Genomic DNA, 18,047 nt, shown 5'->3' with positions numbered 1-18,047 from the left:
CTAATTTTAAGATTACTTAATATTGTGACACCATAATAGCTCCAGATACCAAACCTAACCCTTTAAATATGCATAGCCCTATAATAATGCTCGAAATTATTATTGAAATTGCAATTATTATTGCCGACATATTGTCCATAATCTCACCTCATATAACTCTTGTGATTTACATTAGTATCTTTTATATGTATTTTACCCGTCTATAAATCCATAAAACTTAAATTTATTTTTTTGTCTATATCAAGATATCCGACTCACTCGACAATGCTCCCTATTCGATCACATGGCTGAGACTTAATCAAATTTCTGTAAGAAATTTTGATAAGTCTGCCCGCAGATTTTTGATAAGCAAAAATCTGTGTTCCTCTATTATCGCTGGATAAGATTTTTCATCAGCTCATGCTTCGCTAACGCTCGCATTTGCTGTGAAAACCAGAAAAACAGAGACGAGTCTCTGTTTTTCTTATCATTAAAAAGGACCTATTGAGGGAGACAATAGGTCTTTATATACGTATTCTTTACTTATATTTATATAAATCAAAATAACATCTCTATAACTTTCATTGCAACAGGCATTAGGATTACAGTCACAAGACCTGCCACTGCAATAGAAAGTCCACTCATAGCTCCTTGGATTTCTCCAAGCTTTCTCGCTTCAGAAGTACCAACAGCGTGGGAAGAAGTACCAATGGCAACTCCTTGTGCAGTTGGGTCCTTTATCCTAAAGAGTTTCATAACAAGGGGAGCGATTACTGCGCCAGTAACTCCTCTAATAACTACAAGTACTGCAGTTATAGCTGAGGCTCCACCATACTCTTCAGAAAGAGAAATTGCAATTGCTGTTGTAATTGATTGTGGAGTTGAAGAAACCACAAGATTTTCGTCAATGCCTAGGAAGCTTGAAGCGAAAATAACAAAGAAGACAGCAATAGCAGAACCTAAAATTGTTCCAGATAAGATTGGGATTAAGTTTTTCTTAAGTTCTGGAAGGTTTTCGTACAAATCAACTACCATGGCAACTGTAGCAGGTGCGATAAAGAACATAATAAAGTCCCCGCCTTGCTTGTAATCCTCATAAGGAATACCAGTTACCTTTAAAAATAATATACATAGGGCAATGGATATTAAAAGAGGGTTTGCCAAAGGAGTCTTTAATTTATTACTGATCATCTTACCAATTTCAAAAGTTGCAAAAGTAAGGATGATACCAAAATATTTATTACTAAACATCTTTCCTCCTTTGAAGCAATTCAATAATCTTGCCAGTTAGGCCCATAGTCACTGCAGTACCAATAATAACAAGTACCACAAGTAGGCCTGCCTTGCCTCTGATCTCATCATAGCTATTGATGATACCAACACCAGCTGGTACGAAAAGAATAGCTAGATTATGAAGGATACCATTGGATGTCTTTTTAACATCGTCTGGCTTTATAATTCCCACTGAGAAAGCAATAAAGAGATAGATCATCCCATAAACTGCCTCAGGTATTGGGAAGTTTATCAAGTGTCTTGTCACAACCCCAAGCATTAAACACACACAGAGTATGACAAATTCCTTTAAATAATTCATAGGCCACCACCTATTAAGCGTTAGCTTTTATTTTTTTAACTTCTTCAATTAATAATGGAAGAACTTGCTTACAATCTCCAACAATTCCAATATCAGCTATGTTAAAGATAGGAGCATCTTCGTCCTTGTTAATAGCTACGATAAAGTTTGAGTTTTCAATACCAGAAACGTGTTGAACAGCACCACTTACACCACAACCGATGTATAGAGCTGGAGCAACAATCTTACCTGATTGACCAATTTGTGAAGCTTTTGGAAGTACACCATCATCAATAACAGGTCTTGTTCCTGAAATTGGTGCGCCAAAAACGTCAGCTAGTTCTTTAACAAGTGGGAATATTTCATCAGATGATGCACCTCTACCACAAGTTACAATAATTGGAGCATCTTCAAGGTTAATTAGTCCTTCGTTTGAAGTAACAATATCCTTGATAACAGCCTTAAGGTCCTTAACTTCATCAATGTTTTCTTCTACAAGATTGCCTGCACCATTAAGGTCATCTTTCTTGTCAAAGGATCCTGCTCTTACAACAGCAATTCTTGGAGCCTTTTCAATTTTTGATTCAGTTAAAACAGTTGCACCGTAAGAAGGACTTACATAAATAACATCTTCACCTTCGAATTTGATGTCCATTACGTTAGTAATAGAAACTGTATCAAGACTTGCAGCAGCATATGGAGCTAGGTCCTTGCCATCAAGAGTTCCTGGGATAAATATGTCTTCACAGTCATATTTTTTAGAAACTTCAACAATAATATTTGCAAAGTCTTCCATGTTGTAGGCTTCTCTTTTTACAAGTACAATTTCTTCTGCTCCAGCAGCCTTTATTTTAGCTAATTCTTCATCAGCAAGTTCAAAAGCAATAAGAGCAAGAGACTTGCCGCCCTTTTCCTTAGCAAGTTCACTTGCCTTAGAAAGAGATTCTAGAGAAAGTTTAATAGGAGCAGCATCTTTAATTTCTATATATGTTAATATATTTTTCATCTTTTCCTCCTATTATAAAACCTTTTGTTCTAACATTAGGCTAATAGCCTTAGCTACAGTATCTTCAACTTCTTCTTCTTGGATCTTAACTCCAGCTTCCCTCTTCTTAGGTTCGAAGTCCTTAACTTCTTCAAGGATCGGGCTAGAAGTTGCTTCTACTTCAAAGTCATCAATCTTTTGTCTTCTTGCAGCCATCTTAGATTTTATAGTAGGGTATCTTGGCTCATAGTCTGGTTTAGCAATAGTTACAACAGATGGAAGAATAGTTTCAACTAATCTATAACCACCGTCGATTTCTTGCTTAGTAACAAGCTTGTCGCCATCTTTTTCCATTGCGATAACAGATGTAACAACACCAAGATCAGACTTGTTTGCAAAGTAAACTCCAACTTGTGAAGCTTCTGCATCTGTAGTTTCTTTACCGAAGCAAATTACATCAAAAGCACCAAGTTCTGCTTCTAATTTTTCCTTTGCTCCCATAAGAATTTCTGTTATAGCTTTAGCATCAAGCTTTCTATAATCATCATTCTTAACTAAGTAAGCCTTGTCAGCACCAACTGCTAGACAGTTTTTAAGAGAGTTCTTAACCTCTTCATTTCCTATAGAAACTACAACTACTTGACTTTCTTCATTAGCTTCCTTAAGTCTTACAGCCATTTCAAGGGAGTAAGTGTCAAAAGCATTAACAACAGGCGTGATATCAGAGATAGCAGCTCTGTCCCCTTGGACAGAAACTGCTACTGAATCATCAGGCACTTCTTTTATAAATACTAGAATGTTCATTATTTAATCCTTAACCTCTCAATAAATTATTAGCAACAACTATTCTTAAAACTTCGTTAGTACCTTCAAAGATTTGGAAGATCTTAGCATCTCTTAGAAGCTTTTCAACAGGATATTCTCTTGAGTATCCATATCCACCAAATAATTGGATAGCATCTTCAGCAACTTTCATAGCTATATCAGAAGCAAAGCACTTAGCAATTGCAGATTCTCTATTGTAAGTTAGTCCCATGTCCATTCTAGTAAGAGCGTTAGCAACCATTTGTCTTGCAACTTCTGTTTGAATGTCCATGTCAGCTAATTTAAATTGGATAGCTTGGTTCTTGTTAATTTGTTTACCAAATTGGATTCTTTCAGTTGTATATCTTTTAGCTTCGTTGATTCCTCTTTGAGCAATACCAACAGCAATACAACCCATCCAAGCTCTAGCTTGGTCAAGAGTCTTCATTGCTATAGAGAAGCCTTGTCCTTCTTGGCCAATAAGGTTCTTAGCAGGAATTCTACAATCTTCAAGAACAACGTCAGTTGTGTTTGAAGTTCTAATTCCCATCTTGTCTTCTTCCTTACCAGCACTTAGGCCTGGAGTTCCAGCAGGTACTAGGAACATTGAAAGTCCTCTAACACCTTGAGACTTGTCTGTAGCTGCAGTAATACAGTAGTAAGAAGCAACTGCACCATTAGTGATGAAGCATTTTCTTCCGTTTAATACGTATTCGTCGCCGTCCTTAACAGCAGTAGTAGTTCCTGCACTAGCATCAGAACCAGCACCTGGTTCAGTTAGACAGAAAGCACCAAGTCCGCCTTCAAGTGTTACGTCAGCAATATATTCTTTTTGTTCTTGGTTTCCAGCAATAAGAACTGGTTTCATACCAAGACCTGAAGCAGAGATAGTAGTTGCGAAACCAGCATCAGCCTTAGCCATTTCTTCGAATAATGCAGCAACATCAACCCTAGAAAGACCAGGTCCACCTAATTCTTCAGGAACTTCAAGGGCAAAGTAACCTTGTTCCTTTGCCTTTTCATAAAGTTCTTCTGGGAATTCGCCAGTTCTATCTGCTTCTTTACAAACTTCTACAACTTCTTTTTCACAAAAATTTCTAATATCTAAAAGTAAGTCCTGTGCTTCTTCTGAAATTAAATATGACATTAATTAAAATCTCCTTCTATTAAACAACTTTATCTGGGTTAAGAATTAAGTTTGGATCGAATACTTTCTTGATTCCTCTCATTAGCTCAGTGTTAACTTCGCCTTCAAATTCGTGTAGGAATGTCTTTTTACCAAATCCGATTCCGTGTTCACCAGAAATTTGTCCACCAAATTCATAAGCCTTCTTGTAGATGTCATTCATGAATACATCAACTTGCTTAATGAATTCTTCTTTTTCCATATCGTTTGAGCAAGTGTAAATGTGTAGGTTACCATCACCAGCGTGACCGAAAGACTTAACTTCAAATGGGAAGTCCTTAGCTCTTTCGTTAACATAGTGTACATACTTAGCAATCATGTTAATTGGAACTACAACGTCACATTCGTCAAGAAGCTTAGTTTGAGATTCAATAGCTTCTAGGAATGAAGATCTAGCAGCCCAAGCTTCCTTCATCTTGTTTGGAGTGTCAGCAACTAGGATGTCAATTGCTCCAGCTTCCATAAGAACTTCAGCAGCTTGTTCAACAATATCATTAAGTGCATCTTCATCTTCATCATCAAAAGTGATAAGAAGGTAAGCACCAATATCAATTCCTTCTAATTCCTTAGGGAAAGTTGACTTTCCAATGTAGATTTCTGACATATTAACAATTTCTTTTTCCATGAACTCAATAGCTTGAGGATTTAAGTTAGCCTTAAATAATTGTGGAACAGTAGAAATACAAGTGTCAAGATCTTCGTAAGGAACGATTAAAGACATAGTTTCCTTTGGAGCTGGGATAATCTTAAGAGTAAGCTCAGTGATAATACCAAGAGTACCTTCAGAACCAATCATAAGGTCCTTTAGAGAGTAACCAGTTGAAGTCTTAGAAACAGTTGCACCAAAAGTAGTGATTTCACCAGTTGGAGTAACAACTTCCATAGAACGTACATAGTTTCTAGTAGTACCGTACTTAACAGCTCTCATACCACCAGCGTTAGTTGCTACGTTTCCTCCTAAAGTAGCGAACTTTTCACCTGGATCAGGTGGGTACATGTAGCCTTTAGATAGGCAATCTTCAGCAAGGTCGTTTAATAGAACGCCAGGTTGAACTTTAACAACCATATTTTCTTCATCATAATCAAGAATCTTGTTCATTGATTGCATGTTAATCATAACTCCACCGTGTCTAGAAACACCAGCACCAGTAAGACCAGTACCTGCACCTCTTGGCACTACAGGAATCTTGTTGTCGTTACAAATTTTTACAACCTTAGCAATTTCTTCAGCGTTAGTTGCATCAACAACTAATTCAGGTTGTCCTTCACCGTAAATAGGCATTTCATCGTGGAAGAAGTCGATGTTAATCTCTTCGCCAACATAAACTTTGCCTGAGACAGCATTTTTAATTTCTTCTATCACATTGTCTGTAACAGTGTTATAATTTACCATTTTTCCCTCCAATAATTCATTAAAAATATTATTGTCTTTATTATATAATGGACCAGATAAAAAAAATTGTTTTCCCTCTTGAAAAATCTTGAATTATTCCTCAATTATTTGTCTTTTATTCAAGTTACTAATATAATTATCTTGTATTTATAAGAGATTGAGGAGATATTATGTGGCAATACAGGCAAGCTTTTAAAACTTTAATAGACCTAACAAATACAAAACTATCCACCATCGCCTTTAGCTTGGGTTATGACATATCCTACATAAGCAAGTGGAATAGCGGGAGAAAGTTACCCTCATCTAAGAACATCTACACCATAAATAGAAAACTCTCCTCCCTATTTGCCAAGGTCATCATTGAAGAAGACAAGGTGGACGACTTCTTCACTGCCTTCAAGATGAACAACAAGGACGTCTTGAAAAGTGATTCAAGAAAGGGTCTAGAAGTCTTGATCTATAAACTCTTAAACGAAGCCTACATGGACTCCAACCAAGACCTCCCCATGGAGACAGTCTCAAATACAAATTTCATCTTCAAGAACTCTTCCATAGACAAGGACCTAAGAGAGGCCTTGGAGAAAATAATTGGGAAAAAGAAAAAAGTTGACATCTGGGCAACTTTTGACATCAATAGTCACTTCGCCCAAGTCCTCATGCAAATAGGTAAAAATTTAAATAAGGACGTGGAATTTAACCTCCACCTCCTTTGCAAGAAAAAGAACCTAGACAAGTTGGACATTCTAAAGAAAATAACCGACAACTCAGGCATCAACATTGAGCTCTACGAGGACCCAGGCATTGGCTACGACATTATCTTAATAAGAGAAACTGCCTACCTTATCCTTAGGCAAGAAGAAGACTTCTCCCTCCTAACCCATGGAGAAGAACTTGACACCCTCTTTGAAATCTCCTCCTATATCATGGGACTTTTCAAGGGACTCAACAAGGTAATAGCTCTTTCCCAGTCAGAAGAATTGGCAAAATCCAACTACAGGAAGTACTTCTACTCAGATAGCGACTTCCTCTTCCTATCTAACTACGGCTTTGAATTTCTTCTACCTAACCCCATAATCGACAGGATAATAAACGAAATCGACAAGGACAAGGACTTCAAGAAGAAGGAAGTCCAGGGCATCAAACTCCTTTGGGAAGAACTCTTTGCAGATGCAGAGATCAACTTCTTGGCAACAAGGACTGGCCTCTTAAAATACTTTGAGACAGGAGAAATCTTCTACTGCTCCCTAAGAGCCAAGCTTTCCACTGAGGAGATCCAAGCCCACTTGAACAACATCATTTCAGTTATGAAGAAAAACAAAAACATAAACTTTTATATTATAAAAGACAACAGGCCTCTCCAAGCTATGGGCCTCGACAAGTTCAACTTCTTCATCAACGAAAACAACATGTTCTTCAAGAAGATCAATGGCGATGGCGACCTCACTTCCACATCTATAGTGACCGACGTCAAGATCCACAACAAGATTCACCGCAGCTTGGAAGAAATCATGAGCTCAGACTTCAGTCAGAAGTACCAAGTTGACGACCTAGAGAAGCTCTTCCATAAATACGTTCACGTATTCAAAAAAATGTCCCACAAGGACTAGGCCAGTGGGAAGAATTTATCAATTATTTATTTAGAATAAGCAGGCAGGAATTAATTAAAAAGTAATTATTAAAAATTTTAAAAACACTCTATAAAATTTACCAAAATTAACTAACCAAAATCGAAAACATACTAAGAAAAGCTATGAAAACTCATAGCTTTTTTTCTTGGCTTAGACTTGATCAAAATTCTGCAAGAAAATTTTGATAAGTCTGCCCGCAGATTTTTGCTTGTCAAAAATCTGTGTTCCTTTGCCTAGACTTGATCAAATTTCTGTAAGAAATTTTTATAAGACCTTCAAGAGACTTGCCAAAAATTCTTATTCAAGAAAACAAAAGCATCCTTTTTTTATAAAAAACTACCTTTTTCAATAATATCCTATTTTAAATCTTATCTTTCCGAAATAATCATATCTTTTTTCAAGCTTATTTTTCCCCTAAGAAATAAAATAAGAGACTCGATTTCTCGAGCCTCATAGTTTTTTATTTTGACCTTTTACTTAATCCCAAATACTACTTGAGCAATTTGTGCCCTTGTTAATTTTTCTTTTGGCATGAAGTTTCCATCATCCATTCCCTTGATTAGACCTAGTCTAACCATTTCTTTTACAGATTCCTTAGACCAATTTGAAATATTCTTTTCATCTTTGAAGCTAATATTAATATTTTCTTCTTCATTATTCATCTTATGAACCTTGTTAAATCTTGATAAAAAGGCACACATTTCTTCTCTTGATAGTTCTTTATCCGGCATAAATCTACCGTCGCCAAATCCACTTGCTATTTTATTTTTATAAGCCCAATCAATATATGGTGAATAATACTTGTTTGCATTAATATCATTAAAGACCTTGTCCTTATACTTACTTTCATCTATATTTGCAAGTCTACCAAGTATAGTTACAAATTCAGCTCTTGTTAGACTCTTATCTGGCATAAAGTTATTTAAGTCAGCTATATCTTTGAAATAATTTTTATCCACTGCATACATAATAGCCTTCTTTGCCCAGTGATTTTCAATAGAACTTGGATTTGAATTATAAGATGCTAAAATACTTCTACTTTTGTTTTTGTCATTAGATCCTGTAACAACCTTACTTGTGTTTTCATGACTTCTTCTTCTAAGAATACCAGTATTCCAGTTGTTTCCACTTTCAGAAGAACTATCAGATGGTTTATTATCTGACGGTCTAGTTTCATTAGATGGTTTATTATCTGATGGTCTAGTTTCATTAGATGGTTTATTATCTGATGGTCTAGTTTCATTAGATGGTTTATTATCTGATGGTCTAGTTTCATTAGATGGTTTATTATCTGATGGTCTAGTTTCATCAGATGGCTTATTGTCTTCTTGTGATATTTCCTTATCCATATCTTTCCAAGAAGCTGTAATAGTTATATCTGAAGTAACTTCAATTATATCTCCTGGCTTCTTCTTATCCTTATTTCCAGATACTATCCAACCATCAAAAACTTTACCACTTGGTGAAGTGAAGGTGTTTTTAGGTAATTCAACTTTTTCCTTCTCTGTAACCCTTTGATTTGGAATTCTTCCACTTCCTCCATTTGCCTCAAAAGTTACACTATATTGCTTTTGGATAACTTCTTCAAATACCGGTTCAATTTCAATATCTCCTTTAGTTAAGAATATATGTCCCGGTTTTTGAGTTACCCCTCCAACATTCCAACCAATGAATTTTTTACCCTTTTCTCCATGTACATTAAATTCTGGAAGTACAAAATCTTCCCCTTCTTTTACAAGTTGATCTTCTCCATTAATCTTTACTTTTATATCCTTATTTCCTACTTCCTTAATTTCATCTGAATCTAGGTCAATAGAATAAATTTTTACACTTGTATTCTTTGCATAGTCTGAGGCTACTACTTTTATTTCAACTTTTCCATCTTTAGCATAAGCTTCAAGTGACTCATTAGGATTAAATTCCCTTCCATTTACATAAATTTTACTGCTTTCTATACGTCCTGCTTTGTCGCCATCTCTCTTGTCAGAGATATTTAAATGAATATTCCCCTTATTATATTTTAATAAAAGGTCATTTCCACTAATTCCATCGTTAGACAATTTTATGTCTGGTTTAACGCTGTCTAAATAAATTCTATATTGTGATAATATTCCTTTTTGTGGACCATTTAATTTATAGTCCTTAGCAGACCAATCCATTACATCATTGTCTTTTACATCAAATGTAACTTCAAAATCCTTTGAGTTATCAGATTTCAAATCACCATAAATTAAATATTGGTCTACCATTGATTCATTTATTCTAAGATGCCAGTTGAAGCCACCCTTATCTCCAATCCTTCCTCTTAGGGTATGTGGACTCTTCCTAACATAGAGTTCCCCTTTTTCTCCATCACTGTAAGGATTAAATGTATCTTGGTCCATGTCTAATTGAACTCCATCCCTATCGATGTAAAGACACTTGCCCATTTCTTCAACTAAATTTTCTTCTTTAAGCTTTCCACTGTCATCTAACTTGTAAATTTCATATCTAACTACATTAAAGCCATCAAGACCCCTGATATTTGCATCAACAATCTTTACATCTTCATCATTATTTATGAAATCTTTCCTATAGTTAGCGTCTAAGCCTGTCTTACCTGGATTTCTAGAGATAATCCTTACTCCATAACCCTTGCTTATCCTAAGCTCATCTTTTACCAGATAATAAATTTTTCCATTTTCATCCTTTTTCTCTTTAAGCTCGCCACCTAGTTCAGCTTTTCCAAGTTCAATAATACTTTTTTGTGAAGTTAAAAGTTTCGCCTTTTGCTTTTTCTCTACACTATCATTTATTTCCTTTGGCATCCTGAGGAAAATGCTCTCGCTTATCTCATTTCCATCTTTTACATATAATTCAATGTCACCCTTGTAGTCAGTTCCCTTATTGTTGTCAACATCATCCTTATTGCCCCATAGATTGAACTTGAAAGAGTGAGTTTTTTCATCATAAGAACCAGGAACCTTCTTTAGTTCTTCTCTCTTATTAGTCTTTTTCATTCTTGTAGATCTAAAATAAATTTTTGCATCAGGAGATACATTTTTTACATATCCACTTAAGTCAAAGCCTCCCCTTTCGTCAGGTACAATCTTTCCAACATAACCCATAGCCTTTAATGCTGCAAGATCCTTATCCTTAAATTCCATTGGATCGCCATTAGAATATTTACGAGGAATACCATAGTCATCTACTGAATTTATATCACCATAATCATAGTCAGTGCTTTCGAGACCAGTAAATTCATTAACAACCTTCTCTTCCCTAGGTTTTATAATTCTCTTTGTATCCTCTTTAGAAAGTGGCTTTACATAAGAGTTATCGTCAAGACCTACTAGAGGCTTTTCACTAATATTTTCTCTATTATTCTTTTCTAGCTTATTTTCATTCTTATCTGTCTTCTCATCTTTAATATCTACATTTTTAAGTTTAGATGCCTCAATTTCTCCAAGCTTAGTATTTTCATCGCCTTCCAAGTAATAAGCAAGCTTTCCATCCTTAACTTTATCGTCGAACTTAACCCTATAAAGATTAGTGAAGTTTGATGCCCCATCAAGTGCCGCTACCTCCAAAGTCTTTCCAAGAAGATTTTTATTTGCTCCAAGAATCTTATAAACAGAGTTTCCTTCCTCGTCCATCTCAAAGCTTCCATACTTGTCAACTTTTCCAGTATTTACTACCTTTAAATTCTCTTCGATTTCTCCATCTTCATTTACAAAAGCAGCACCAGCAAACCAAACCTTGTTATTTGTTTCTTTAAAATCACCTGAATTCTTTTCTTGATCCCTTTGGAATAAAGTCTTACTGTGATCATTTTGAACATGGTAGGTATCCTTAACCTTTAAGATCATTTCATCAGGATTTTCTGCATTTAAGCTAATAATTTGAGGTGGAGTCCTATCAATTTTTACAGGAATATAAGAAACTTGATAAGGGTACTTTGGAGAAAGCCTGTATTGGAATTTGTAATAGTATTGGCCCTCTGCAATAGGATCAAATTTTCCTTCCACATATTTTGTAGCACCCTTATCATCTTCTGCATGAGGATTATAAATCAATCCGTCCCATCTCAAATCTCCATAGACTTTTAATTTTGAAGACTTAATACCCTTAGCATCACTTCTCTTAGAATTTAAAATTCCCTTTATAAAATGATCCACTGTAATTACCTTAAGATCTTTTTGATTCTTTTCATCCATAGTATTTACAATGGAAATTTTGCAATCAGAAGCTGATCTTAATATCAAAGGACTAGGAGTAAGTCCCCTGTCAATTTCATTTTTAGAAATAATTTTACTATCACCTGTGGAACTCATTGTAAAATCTTGAGAATTGTTAAAAGCAAATAATTCAGGGTCTTGGTCTAGAGTCTTATTTTCATTTTCTCTATTTTGAATTACACCAGCTGGTTTAAATAAATCTATTCCATGCTCGCCACCACGACCCTTGTTTAAAGTGCCAGGAATTTTTGGATTGCCCTCATCATCATAACCTACAATCCCCTTAGATCTAGAACCATCTTCCCATGCCCACTTGTCTACAATAGGCTCCTTATTCCAATCTCCAGCAAAACCCATCACTGGCATTGAAAGTGAAGGTTGTGGATCTTTTACATTCTCCTTCTCTTCCTTAGATTCAAAATTAATAAAAGCCTCAACAAACTTATCCTTGTCTTTTGCTTCTCCAACATTAAGTGTAGCACCTAAGTTAAAAGAACCCCTTGCAGGAATTGTAATTTCGTCTTGTGCAAAACTTATACTTGCTCCCTTGACCTCTTTAGGATGAATCTCTGCAATATTTTGGATACCATCCTTACTACTTTCATCCTTATATTGTTCATCTAATTTTTTCTTATTAACTTCTCCATCAGTAGTTACCTTTGATGAAGAAACCTTAACAGTTATATCCCTGTCAGAAGGATTGTCTATATTTATAGTAAAGTCTTTTTTGTCAGACTTTATTTCTTTGAGAGAAACAGCTCCATAGGAGTTCATTTCTCCAACTGAATCTTCCACCTTGTATGACACAATTAAATTATTCTTCAATGCCCTCTCAACATTAATAAGACCCGATCCCTGTTGTCTTGGAGATGCAAATAGATAATTGCCCTTGCCGTCATCTGTTGTTGGATCAATCATTGGCCTAGAAGTATTCTGAAGCATTATTTTAGTAAGAGAAGTTACATCAATTCCCCTTGCCTTAATAACTGGTTCCTTGACAAGCTCCTTCACCCTTGGCCTAATTAAGACAGTAGAAGCAGAAACAACAGGAGTCGCCATTGATGTTCCCGACATATATTGATAAGTATCAACACCATTTATCTTATTTAAAGTTGAATAAATATTCTTACCTGGAGCAGATACATCTGGCTTTAGCATCAAGTCAATTCTAGGACCCCAAGAAGTAGAACCAGCTGGCACATTAGTATCTTCCCATGCAATCTTATGATCCAAGAATTTTATACTAAGCTCTTTTTCCTCTCCAACCTTAGGTTTTTTAGAATTATACTTCTCCATATCAATTCTATAGTCAGAATCTTTCCCCTTGAAATCTTCTTTTTCATCAGGTATTCTGCTACAAATCATATCCCAGATTAACTTTCCATCCATACCTGATACAGAAAAAACAGGAACTCTTGTATTTTCATCTTCTTCATATCCCATTGCAGGAATATTTTCCCAATCATCTCTGTTGTAATAGGAAACTGTATTAACTACAACTACGCCCCTTGCTCCCTTATCAAATACCTTTTTAAAAGAGTATTTTAAGTCCTTGGTATAGATCCTATCCATTACAACAATCTTATCTTTTAAATCCTTACCAGCAATATCTTCATCCTGGCATTGTCCCAAATATATGAACTTGTACTTATCTTGTTTGAAATTTCCCCTATCGAAGAAGGCGCCAATTTGTGAATACCTAAAATCCTTGCCTCCAATATTTACGCCTTCATATTCGATTTTTGTATTTCTAGAAGAAGCAACAGCAATAGCATCTTCATGGGCAGCAGTTCTTGTTACATTGCCTGTATCAGTCATCTTTAAAGCATTATTCGCATACCTGTCCCAAGATGAACTAGAAGATGAAGTTGCGTAATTACCTGTCGCTACACAAATAGGAATTCCAGCCTTTCTCAAAGACCTAATAGCTTGCCAGTACTTTTCTCCAGCCAAGCCAGTTCCTGTGAATCCAGAAGAAACAGAAATAACATCAACATCATGTTTTATACAGTCTTCAAAGGCGTGAAACATAGTTTCATCACCAGCAAATCCATCGCTTGCATCTGAATACATCTTGTAAGAAAAAAGTTGAGCATTAGGAGCAATACCCCTTATTCCCTTATGGGCCTTAATATCTTCCTCTGTGTCATTAGCCGCCAAAATCCCAGCAATGTGCATGCCATGTGGGTCATGATAATCTGAACCATCATCATACTTCTCTGTTGTTATCTTGCCACCATTTAAGTAATTAAAAGAATGTGGTACCTTATCAGAAAGCCAAAACTCCTTATCAGAACCCTTTAGATCATTCTTTTTTAACTTTAGAGAATTTTTAGCATCATCATCAATACGCATAGCCTTATGACTTGCATCCATACCAGTATCAATGTTGGCAATAATCATCCCTCTACCATCATAGTTCTTGCCAAGATTTGCATTAATGGCATTTAAACTTTTTAGATAATCGCTAGCCTTGTCGATACCAACAAGTTTTCTTGCATTTTCCATAAGAGGAACTAACTTGCCAGCCCTCTCAACATCCTTTACACCCTTTATACTTTTTAACCTGTCAAGCACTTCAGGATAAGCTTCAACAGAAACAGCCTGGAACAAAATATTATATTCATAAAGAACTTTTACATCCTTAATTTCTTTTAAACTCTTTATAACTTGATCCTTATTTGCTTTATCATCAAATTCTACAAAGTAAACTACCTTTTCCCTCTTAACCTTTAGGCAAGCTTCATCATTTTCAAATTCTTCAAGAATTTTACTTTTCTTGAAATTCATTTCCTTTTGACTTCTTACAATTCTTTCAGTCCCGCTTAAAGGCTTATTAATCTTATTGCCTTCAGCAAAAACGCCATTAAAAGAACTCATTACAAAAATTAAAGATAAACCTAACGAGGAGTATCTTTTTAAATTTTTATTCATATTACCTCCAAATATTTTAACAATAATACTTATCATTAGTGACAAGCTTTTATATTTTAACAAATTATCTTTTGAATTTATATACCAAAATACAATAATTTATCAATTGATATCACGATCAGAAAAATTAAAAATATTACTGGCTTTTTTCTTAAGTAAATGGCTTAAATAGGGCAATCTAATTCCTTTTAAATTTATTATTCTTTTTTTGGATTTTATCGTAATTTATATAAAACTAGACTCTATTTAAAAACAAAATAAAAACATAATAAAAAAATTCTCTTCTACCAAGATTTCTTATACAAAGTGAAAACCTTTTGATATACTATATTTAACAAAGATATAAACTTTTCTGGCTAGCTTAGTAAAGCAAAATTATATCTTTAACTTATCATTATAAAATTTAAACTCGAAAGGAGAAAATTATGAGCAAAAAAGATTTAACAAAATTCAAAACGCCACACACTTATGCAATTATTTTTGTTGTAGTTCTTATCTGTTGGGGCCTAACCTTCTTAATCCCAGCCGGTAAATTCTCAACTCACGAAGTTGAATTCGAAAATGCCTCTGGAGAAATTGACAAGAGAACAGTTTTGCAAACTGATACCTTTAGGTATATGCATCCTCTCAACAAAGACTTCTTAGCAGGAAATCTTGACAAATTATATCAAGAGAAACCTCTTATGGAAGAAAATGGCATCGACCAAGAAGCCTTTGGAGAACTTTTAAAGACTCCAGCAGATACTTGGGACCAAGCTGCCCTCGACAAGGTTGGCTTGACAGATGATGTTCTCTACGGACTTTATGGAGACAAATTTTATGATAATTCTGTAAACCTCAACAAGACTGCAAAAATTTGGGGAACAGATGACTTTAATGGCTTTGGTTTCCTCAACTACCTCTTCGAAGGTCTTGTATCAGGAGATAAATATGGATCAGCAGTTGGTATTGTTGCCCTTCTTTTAGTTGTTGGTGGAGCCTTTGGTATCATCATGTCAACTGGTGCCATTGATGCAGGCATCTACGCCGTAATCAACAAGACAAAGGGCCTAGAAAAATTTGCAATTCCAATTTTATTCTATCTCTTCTCCCTTGGTGGAGCTACCTTTGGTATGAGTGAGGAAGTCATCCCCTTCTCCATGGTCATGGTTCCCTTTGTAATTGCCCTTGGCTACGACTCCATTGTTGCAGTTACAGTTACCTTCGTTGCATCACAACTAGGCAACGCAGTTTCATGGATGAGTCCCTTCTCAGTTGCCATAGCTCAAGGTATAGCTGGCATACCAGTTTTATCTGGTGCAGGCTTTAGACTTGCCTGCTGGGTAATCGTAACAGGACTTGGTGCAGCCTACACAATGGTCTATGCAGAGAGAATACGCAAGAACCCAAGTCACTCAGTAGTATATGAAACAGATAACAAATTTAGAGAAAAATTGGCAGAAGACGACTCAGCCCAAGAATTTAAACTTGGCCACAAGATCATCCTACTTGAAATGCTAGCAGTCTTAGTTTGGATTGTTTGGGGAGTTATGAAGCAAGGTTACTACATCCCAGAAATCGCTTCCCAATTCTTTGTAATGGGTCTAGTGGCAGGCCTTACAGCTGTAATATTTAAACTTAATAACATGACAATTAACGACATGGCTTCCTGCTTCCAATCAGGTGCAGCAGACCTAGCAGGCACAGCAGTTGTTGTAGGTATGGCAAAAGGTATTCTAATTGTACTTGGCGGCAGTGATGCAAATTCCTTCTCTGCCTTAAACACAATCCTTTACTCCATGGGCAATGCCTTCGCCGGCGTTCCAAAGGCTCTAGCAGCAATTGGTATGTACCTCTTCCAATCACTCTTCAACCTAGTAGTTACATCCAACTCAGGACAAGCTGCCTTGACAATGCCTATCATGGCACCTCTTGCTGACCTCGTTGGTCTTTCAAGACAAATCGCAGTCCTTGCCTACCAAATGGGCGCAGGCTTCATGGATGCCTTCACACCAGTTTCAGCAAGTTTAATTGGTGTCCTTGGTGTTGCTGGTATCGACTGGTCCAAGTGGGCAAAATTCCAAATCAAAATGCAAGCCTTCTTCTTCCTACTTGGGTCAATAATCCTAATTATTGCAGTAATGATTAATTTCCAATAGGAAGTGATAAAGATGATAAAACTTATAAAAAATGTAAAAGTTTATAGCCCCGACTTTTTAGGGACAAAGGACGTCCTAATACTTGGCGACAAAATTGCAGGCATAGAAGATGAGATCAAATTAAACGTGTCCTGCATGGAAGTAGAAGAAATTGACGGAAGTGGAAAAATTTTAACACCTGGCTTCATAGACTCCCACGTCCACATACTTGGTGGCGGCGGAGAAGGTGGCTTCAAGACAAGAACACCTGAGATTACCCTTACAACCTTAACAAAGGCTGGTGTAACAACAGTAGTTGGAACCCTTGGTACAGATGGACTGGCAAGAGATACTTCAGCCCTCCTTGCCAAGGCAAGAGGCCTTGAAGAAGAAGGAATAACATCCTACATCTACACAGGTGCCTATCAAGTTCCAACCCCAACCCTAACAGGCGACGTAATGAAGGACATCATGTCAATAGATAAGATTATTGGCGCAGGAGAAATTGCCCTCTCCGACCACAGGTCTTCACAACCTACCTTCGAAGAGTTTATAAGACTCGCTGCCAACGTAAGAGTTGCCGGCATGCTATCTGGCAAGGCTGGCATAATAAATATCCACATGGGCGACGGCAAGTCCAACCTAGCCTACCTCAACCGAGCAGTAGACGAAACAGAAATACCAATTTCACAATTTTTGCCAACCCACTGCGGCAGAAACCCAGAACTCTTTGAAGAAAGCCTCAAATATTTAAAACGTGGTGGCTACTGTGACTTCACAGGTGCCGACGACCCCGACCTCTGGGAAAAAGAATATGGCGAAGTGAGAATCTCCAAGGCCCTAAAACGCATCATAGATGAAAAAATCTGCCTAGACAACTTTACCTTCACATCAGACGGACAAGGCAGCTTCCCAATGTTCAACGAAAAGAACGAATACGTGGGACTAGGCATTGGCAAATCATCTTGCCTAATAGAAGCCATAAGAGAATGTGTCTTTAAAGAAGAAATTCCATTGGAGATTGCCCTAAGAGGTCTGACAACAAATCCAGCCAAGATATTGTCCCTAAAGACCAAGGGCTCTATCAAAGTTGGCTACGACGCAGACATCAACCTATTAGATGAAAAAAGCCTAGAAATAGAAACAGTCATCGCCCTGGGCAAGGTCATGGTAAGAAACAAAAAACCAGAAGTCCTAGGAACCTTTGAAAATATTTAAAAATAAAACGTGC

The 18,047-nt window shown here is 36.3% G+C and carries 10 protein-coding genes; 3 read left to right on the top strand and 7 right to left on the bottom strand.

Annotation, left to right across the window (positions count from 1 at the left end; all coding sequences use genetic code 11):
* Nucleotides 1-537: 537 nt before the first annotated feature.
* The 6 genes from ACWPVO_RS01300 to ACWPVO_RS01275 are packed head-to-tail and all read right to left on the bottom strand — an operon-like array spanning nt 538 to nt 5,920.
* Nucleotides 538-1,230, bottom strand: a complete 693-nt coding sequence (locus ACWPVO_RS01300; RefSeq protein ID WP_060800683.1) for an LrgB family protein — start codon at nt 1,228-1,230, stop codon at nt 538-540.
* Nucleotides 1,223-1,573 carry a CidA/LrgA family protein gene (locus ACWPVO_RS01295; RefSeq protein ID WP_148465114.1) on the bottom strand — a complete coding sequence of 117 codons (351 nt, stop codon included), beginning with the start codon at nt 1,571-1,573 and terminating at the stop codon, nt 1,223-1,225. The genes ACWPVO_RS01300 and ACWPVO_RS01295 overlap by 8 nt, the downstream gene beginning before the upstream one ends.
* Nucleotides 1,574-1,586: 13 nt before the next feature.
* The gene (locus ACWPVO_RS01290; RefSeq protein ID WP_454206052.1) at nt 1,587-2,558 is read right to left on the bottom strand and encodes an electron transfer flavoprotein subunit alpha/FixB family protein; all 972 of its coding nucleotides are present in this window, start codon (nt 2,556-2,558) and stop codon (nt 1,587-1,589) included.
* Nucleotides 2,559-2,570: 12 nt separating this feature from the next.
* A complete protein-coding gene (locus tag ACWPVO_RS01285; protein WP_005957506.1) occupies nt 2,571-3,341 on the bottom strand; it encodes an electron transfer flavoprotein subunit beta/FixA family protein in 771 nt (256 codons plus the stop codon).
* Nucleotides 3,342-3,351: 10 nt separating this feature from the next.
* Complete coding sequence (locus tag ACWPVO_RS01280) at nt 3,352-4,488, bottom strand: acyl-CoA dehydrogenase family protein (protein WP_148465112.1); 1,137 nt, start codon at nt 4,486-4,488, stop codon at nt 3,352-3,354.
* A gap of 19 nt (nt 4,489-4,507) precedes the next feature.
* Nucleotides 4,508-5,920: an FAD-binding oxidoreductase gene (locus tag ACWPVO_RS01275; RefSeq protein WP_454206049.1), complete on the bottom strand. Its 1,413-nt coding sequence runs from the start codon at nt 5,918-5,920 to the stop codon at nt 4,508-4,510.
* A gap of 170 nt (nt 5,921-6,090) precedes the next feature.
* Here ACWPVO_RS01275 and ACWPVO_RS01270 point away from each other — a divergent pair, with 170 nt between their 5' ends.
* The gene (locus ACWPVO_RS01270; RefSeq protein WP_454206047.1) at nt 6,091-7,527 is read left to right on the top strand and encodes a hypothetical protein; all 1,437 of its coding nucleotides are present in this window, start codon (nt 6,091-6,093) and stop codon (nt 7,525-7,527) included.
* 494 nt (nt 7,528-8,021) lie between these two features.
* Here the strand turns inward: ACWPVO_RS01270 and ACWPVO_RS01265 are convergent, their stop codons facing one another.
* On the bottom strand, nt 8,022-14,699 hold the full coding sequence (locus ACWPVO_RS01265) for a S8 family serine peptidase (RefSeq protein ID WP_454206045.1): 6,678 nt from the start codon (nt 14,697-14,699) through the stop codon (nt 8,022-8,024).
* A gap of 425 nt (nt 14,700-15,124) precedes the next feature.
* Here ACWPVO_RS01265 and yfcC point away from each other — a divergent pair, with 425 nt between their 5' ends.
* Nucleotides 15,125-16,837, top strand: a complete 1,713-nt coding sequence (gene yfcC, locus ACWPVO_RS01260; RefSeq protein ID WP_454206043.1) for a putative basic amino acid antiporter YfcC — start codon at nt 15,125-15,127, stop codon at nt 16,835-16,837.
* A 12-nt stretch (nt 16,838-16,849) separates the two neighbouring features.
* A complete protein-coding gene (gene iadA / locus ACWPVO_RS01255) occupies nt 16,850-18,034 on the top strand; it encodes a beta-aspartyl-peptidase (protein WP_454206041.1) in 1,185 nt (394 codons plus the stop codon).
* Nucleotides 18,035-18,047: the final 13 nt, after the last annotated feature.

It is taken from the genome of Peptoniphilus sp. Marseille-Q6390 (assembly GCF_965119475.1).
The sequence above is the reverse complement of the archived record's forward strand: the minus strand, read 5'-3'. Positions and strand labels throughout refer to the sequence as shown.

Bases quoted from the DNA above. Each gene is read 5' to 3' on its own strand.
- ACWPVO_RS01285 (WP_005957506.1), bottom strand. From the start codon at position 3,341: ATGAACATTCTAGTATTTATAAAAGAAGTGCCTGATGATTCAGTAGCA.
- iadA (WP_454206041.1), top strand. From the start codon at position 16,850: ATGATAAAACTTATAAAAAATGTAAAAGTTTATAGCCCCGACTTTTTA.
- ACWPVO_RS01295 (WP_148465114.1), bottom strand. From the start codon at position 1,573: ATGAATTATTTAAAGGAATTTGTCATACTCTGTGTGTGTTTAATGCTT.
- ACWPVO_RS01290 (WP_454206052.1), bottom strand. From the start codon at position 2,558: ATGAAAAATATATTAACATATATAGAAATTAAAGATGCTGCTCCTATT.
- ACWPVO_RS01270 (WP_454206047.1), top strand. From the start codon at position 6,091: ATGTGGCAATACAGGCAAGCTTTTAAAACTTTAATAGACCTAACAAAT.
- ACWPVO_RS01275 (WP_454206049.1), bottom strand. From the start codon at position 5,920: ATGGTAAATTATAACACTGTTACAGACAATGTGATAGAAGAAATTAAA.
- yfcC (WP_454206043.1), top strand. From the start codon at position 15,125: ATGAGCAAAAAAGATTTAACAAAATTCAAAACGCCACACACTTATGCA.
- ACWPVO_RS01265 (WP_454206045.1), bottom strand. From the start codon at position 14,699: ATGAATAAAAATTTAAAAAGATACTCCTCGTTAGGTTTATCTTTAATT.
- ACWPVO_RS01300 (WP_060800683.1), bottom strand. From the start codon at position 1,230: ATGTTTAGTAATAAATATTTTGGTATCATCCTTACTTTTGCAACTTTT.
- ACWPVO_RS01280 (WP_148465112.1), bottom strand. From the start codon at position 4,488: ATGTCATATTTAATTTCAGAAGAAGCACAGGACTTACTTTTAGATATT.